A 4,482-nucleotide genomic window follows, 5' to 3' on the forward strand; every position below is an offset into this window, starting at 1 on the left:
TTGAACACCAGCGGCAACGAGGCCACCGCCGCAGCGATCACCGCCGCCTGCCAGGTGAACACCAGGTTGATGCCGAACCACGACTGCAGCCACGCGCCGATCGGGCCGTTGCGACCGATCAGCACCAGCAGGTAGTAGCCGAGCACCGTCGGTGGCAGCACCATCGGCAGGGTCAGCAGCGAATCCAGCAGCTCGCGGCCGGGAAAGCGCCGCCGCGCCAGCAGCGCGCCCAGCGCCACGCCCAGCACCAGATTGATCGCGGTGGCCCAGCCGGCCACCTTCAGCGACAACGCCAGCGCGCTCCAGTCCAGGTCCATGCCTTAGGGCTTGCCGAACCCGTGCCTGGCCAGGATCGCCTGGCCCTGCGGCGAACGCACGAAGGCAGCGAAGCGCCTGGCTTCCGCCGGCTGCGTACTGGCCTTGGTCACCGCCAGCGGATACGCGATGCGCCCGGACACCGGCACCGCGAACGCACGGCGCACCCGTTCGGGCATCGCCTGCGCGTCGGTGGCATAGACGAAGCCGGCATCTACTTCACCGCGCGCCACGTAATCCAGCGACTGGCGCACGTTCTGCGTCGTGATGATCCTGCCCTGTACCAACGGCCACAGCCCGGCCGCTTCCAGCGCGCCCTTGGCGTAGCGGCCGACCGGCACGCTGTCCGGGTTGCCCAGTGCGATGCGCTGCACACCGGCACCGGCCAGGTCCTTCAAGGTACGCGGCGCTGCCTTGGGCTGCGGCGGCACCACCACCCACAGCGCATTCACCGCGAAGATCACGCGGGTGCCCGTGGCCAGCAGATTCTGCTGCTGGGCCTGGTCCATGGTGGTTTCATCGGCCGACGCGAACACATCCACAGGCGCGCCGCGGCTGATCTGCTGCAGCAACACGCCAGAGGCGGCGAAGTTGAAATCGACTTTGGTCCGCGGGTGCGTCTTCTCATAGGCCGCGCCCAGTTCACGGAAGCTCTCGGTCAGGCTCGAGGCCGCCGACACCGTCAGGTCGGCCGCCCAGGCCGGCACGGAGGCCACCAACCCCAGCAACAACAGTCCCACTCGCTTCATTATCGGATCCCTGGTCAGTGGGGTTGCGATCAGTTTCACCGCCAATCGTTCGTATGGCAGGCTATGCGTAGCCTTCCTCTTCCTGGCTCATTCTTGGACAGAGGGTGCGCGACGATGCGGACCTCGTTGGCGCAGGCTGTCTCGTACATCCACGTCGAACTGAATTTGCAACGAAATGTCATCGAGGGCGATGCTGAAACCCAGGCCATCTCGACAAGGCAATCTTGCAGCCAAGGTTCGAATCGCTTCGCGGGGCAGCGCCAGACGGCAGTACTCACCTGCACTGAGGACCACAGCCTGTTCCCCGGCGTGCAGCGACAGCACGACGCCCCAACCGTAGTCGCCGCCGAGCCGCGTCATGTTGTCCACCGACTCACCAACCAGCAACCGCGCCAGCTCCTCCTCATCAACGCGCAGGCGAATTGCTTGCCGTTGCATCTGGACTTTCATGATGCGATGGACTCCAGATCGGCTGGGCTATTGCAGTTGAGAAGCAGCTTGCGTTCGTTGTCTGCCAGTGGCAGCTCGATCGCCCCCAGGCGTTCCTGAACGGCGCGCAGCGAACGATGGACCGGTGGCTTCTCGATCAGTTCCTGCAGCACACGCCGGCACTTGTCATCAATATGCAACCGCATCGGCAACGGCTCGTCCGCAAACAACGTGCAGGCTGCTTTCGGCTCAGCAAACAATCGCTGTAGTAGCCCTGGGGTCACATTGGGCATGTCCACCGGCAGCACCAACGTAGCGCATTCGGGCATGCACATGGCCACGCTGTAGAGGCCACCCAGTGGGCCGCAGCGTGCCAAGCGATCTGCAATCCCCCCGAAGGCTGGGTAGTTGCCACTCACCCATACCCGTCGGCAACCGGCCTGCCGCAGCAGGCCGCGCATGTGCTCAAGCAGGGTGCGTCCGTGCCACGGCAGCAGCGCCTTGTCGCGTCCCATGCGGGTGGACAGGCCGCCGGCCAGCACGATGCCATCAATGGGAGTGTTCGTGATCGTGCGCATGGTCATGGCCGGGTTCGCTGTCGGCATGGCACAGGCTGCAGCCCTCGCTCCACGCACTGTCGCCGTCCTCGTAATGCTCCTGCTTCCAGATCGGGCACTGGTGCTTCACCACCTCGATCAACTGCCGGCAGGCCCGGAACGCCTCGTCACGGTGCGGGCTGCCAGCGGCCACCACCACCGCTACATCGCCGATGCCCAACCGGCCCTTGGCATGGGCCACATACAGCTTCAGCTTCGGCCCGAACGTGGCTTCGACCTCGGCCGCCAGACGCTTGAACTCGTTCAGCACCAGCGGCTCGAACAGGTCGTAGGTGATCCCGGTCACCCGCCGGCCCACATTGACGTCGCGCACCTTGCCGATGAACACATCGATGCCGCCAAAGCCCGGATCGGAGACCGCCGCGATGCCCTCGGCCGGATCGATCGCCGCCTGAGCGCGGTCCACGACCTTGGCGATGATCTTCTCGCTCATCGGTCAGCCCCCACTTACCGGTGGCAGGATCGCCACCCGGCCATCGTCCGGCAGCGCGTCGTGGTCGCGCAGCACCTGTTGCTGATCGGCGAACGCCGAATAATCCAGCAGGCCGGCACGGAAATCCGGCCAACGCAGCGGCAGCAGCTCACGCAGCGCCTGGCGCAGATCGGCCACGGTGCCGCCAGCCACCTCCACCGCGATTTCGCGGCTGGCATCCAGATCGGAAAACGCACCGAACAACTGCAGATTCACCTGTCTCATCACGGCTCCTGGCTCGCCAGCTGCACCGGGTCATGATGACCCCAGCCCTGCACACGCACCGGCGTGCCGGCAGGGGCCAGACCGCCCTCGCCTTCCAGCACCACCCAGGCGTTGGCCTGCAGCATGGACATCAAACGGAACGACTCCTGCCCGGCGAGCACGCGCGCACTCAGCCGGCCCTGCGCATCCGCTTCCACCCGCGCCCGCGCATGGAAACGCAGGCCAAGGGGCGTGCGGACGTCGGCCTGCAGCGGCAACGTCAGCACCGGCTCCGGTGCCAGCCCCAGCAGGCGGCGCAGTACCGGCTCGACGAAGAAGCGCTGGCCCACGGCAGCGGAGACCGGGTTGCCCGGCAGGCCGAAATACAGCGCGCCATTGGGCAGCACCGCGAACAGCAACGGCTTGCCTGGGCGGATTGCCACTTTGTGGAAGATGATGATGGCTCCGCGCGCTAGCAGTGCATCGGGAATGAAATCGTAGCGGCCGGCCGACACCGCGCCGCTGCTGATCAACAGTTGCGCGCCCGCCGCCAGCGCTTCATCCAGCACCGCATTGAACGCCGCCACCTCATCGCCCACCGTGCCCTGCCAGACCACCTCGGCACCGGCGGCCTGCAGGCGGCCGACCAGATACGGCCGGTTGCTGTCACGAATCTGCCCGGATGCCAGCGTCTGCGCCGCCTCGGTCACCAGCTCCTTGCCGGTAGCAATCACCGCCGCCTTTGGCCGCGCCACCACCGCCACCTCGCCCACGCCGATCGCATGCAGCAGGGTGCGCGCGTTGATGTCCAGCACCTGCCCGGCCTGCAGCACGCGCTCGCCGTCGCTTACATCCTCGCCACGCAGGCGCACGTTCTGGCCCGGCTTCACCAATGCCTTCAGGGCAATGCGGGTCGGGCGGCCATCCTCGCTGGCGAGGATCTCCACGTTCTCGACCGGTACCACCGTATCCAGCCCGGCCGGCATGCGCGCACCGGTCATGATTTCCCAGGCACCCTCGCCGCCTTCGGCACCGGCATCACCGGCGGCCTGCCAGCCCTGCACCGCGAATTCGGTACCGGCCTCGAACGCCGCGCCGTTGGCGCGCAGCGCGAAGCCGTCCATTGCCGAATTGTCGAACGGCGGCAACGACTGCTTACTGATGATGTCACTGGCCAGAGTGCGGCCGCCGGCCTCATGCAGCGGCAGATGTTCGGCCGGCAGCGGCATGGCCGCAGCCAGCATCAGCTGCAGCGCTTCGCTATAGCTGATCATGCGCCCTCCCGCTCGCGTTGATCGGCAGGTTGAAGACCAGGGAAATGTCGCCCTCCCTCTACCATCGCCAGCGCATGACCCAGCACCGGTGCCAGGATGTCCAGGCACTGCGCCGCCGCCTTCGGGCTGCCGGGCAGCGCGAACACCAGCATGTTGCCCAGCTGCACCACCTCGGCGCGGCTCAGCCAGGCCATCGGCGTGTGCTGCGCACTCAGCGCCCGCACCATCTGCGCCAGGCCGTGCACCGGCCGCGCGTTCAACGAACGCAGCGCCTCCGGGGTCAGGTCACGCGGACCCAGCCCGGTACCACCGGTACACAGGCACAGACGCACGCCCTCGGCGGCCAAGGCCTGCAGGCGGGTGGCCAACGGCTCGATACCATCAGGCAAGACCTCGGCGGCTACCACCTCGCCCCCCAGCTT

General features: G+C 67.0%; 8 protein-coding genes. All 8 read right to left on the bottom strand.

The features are described from left to right. Positions 1-317, bottom strand: a 317-nt coding sequence (locus ACM0PK_RS21520; RefSeq protein ID WP_495498549.1) for a molybdate ABC transporter permease subunit, incomplete at its 3' end; no start/stop codon positions are given. A gap of 3 nt (positions 318-320) precedes the next feature. Next, positions 321-1,064: a molybdate ABC transporter substrate-binding protein gene (gene modA, locus ACM0PK_RS21525; protein WP_495498550.1), complete on the bottom strand. Its 744-nt coding sequence runs from the start codon at positions 1,062-1,064 to the stop codon at positions 321-323. Positions 1,065-1,151: 87 nt separating this feature from the next. Continuing rightward, a complete protein-coding gene (locus tag ACM0PK_RS21530; RefSeq protein WP_134972886.1) occupies positions 1,152-1,514 on the bottom strand; it encodes a hypothetical protein in 363 nt (120 codons plus the stop codon). Then, positions 1,511-2,077: a molybdenum cofactor guanylyltransferase gene (mobA, locus tag ACM0PK_RS21535; protein ID WP_180886497.1), complete on the bottom strand. Its 567-nt coding sequence runs from the start codon at positions 2,075-2,077 to the stop codon at positions 1,511-1,513. The genes ACM0PK_RS21530 and mobA overlap by 4 nt, the downstream gene beginning before the upstream one ends. Beyond that, complete coding sequence (locus ACM0PK_RS21540; protein ID WP_061479466.1) at positions 2,043-2,543, bottom strand: molybdenum cofactor biosynthesis protein MoaE; 501 nt, start codon at positions 2,541-2,543, stop codon at positions 2,043-2,045. The genes mobA and ACM0PK_RS21540 overlap by 35 nt, the downstream gene beginning before the upstream one ends. A gap of 3 nt (positions 2,544-2,546) precedes the next feature. Then, a complete protein-coding gene (locus ACM0PK_RS21545; protein WP_414608109.1) occupies positions 2,547-2,807 on the bottom strand; it encodes a MoaD/ThiS family protein in 261 nt (86 codons plus the stop codon). Continuing rightward, positions 2,807-4,060, bottom strand: coding sequence for a molybdopterin molybdotransferase MoeA (locus ACM0PK_RS21550; RefSeq protein ID WP_414608110.1), 1,254 nt, complete (start codon positions 4,058-4,060; stop codon positions 2,807-2,809). Before ACM0PK_RS21550 ends, ACM0PK_RS21545 begins: the two co-directional genes overlap by 1 nt. Then, a partial coding sequence (locus tag ACM0PK_RS21555) for a molybdopterin-binding protein (RefSeq protein ID WP_495498551.1) occupies positions 4,057-4,482 on the bottom strand: 426 nt, incomplete at its 5' end. The genes ACM0PK_RS21555 and ACM0PK_RS21550, both read right to left, overlap by 4 nt.

It is taken from the genome of Stenotrophomonas sp. FR010 (assembly GCF_047520755.2).
Lineage (GTDB): Bacteria > Pseudomonadota > Gammaproteobacteria > Xanthomonadales > Xanthomonadaceae > Stenotrophomonas > Stenotrophomonas sepilia.

Bases quoted from the DNA above. Each gene is read 5' to 3' on its own strand.
- modA (WP_495498550.1), bottom strand. From the start codon at position 1,064: ATGAAGCGAGTGGGACTGTTGTTGCTGGGGTTGGTGGCCTCCGTGCCG.
- ACM0PK_RS21530 (WP_134972886.1), bottom strand. From the start codon at position 1,514: ATGAAAGTCCAGATGCAACGGCAAGCAATTCGCCTGCGCGTTGATGAG.
- mobA (WP_180886497.1), bottom strand. From the start codon at position 2,077: ATGACCATGCGCACGATCACGAACACTCCCATTGATGGCATCGTGCTG.
- ACM0PK_RS21540 (WP_061479466.1), bottom strand. From the start codon at position 2,543: ATGAGCGAGAAGATCATCGCCAAGGTCGTGGACCGCGCTCAGGCGGCG.
- ACM0PK_RS21545 (WP_414608109.1), bottom strand. From the start codon at position 2,807: ATGAGACAGGTGAATCTGCAGTTGTTCGGTGCGTTTTCCGATCTGGAT.
- ACM0PK_RS21550 (WP_414608110.1), bottom strand. From the start codon at position 4,060: ATGATCAGCTATAGCGAAGCGCTGCAGCTGATGCTGGCTGCGGCCATG.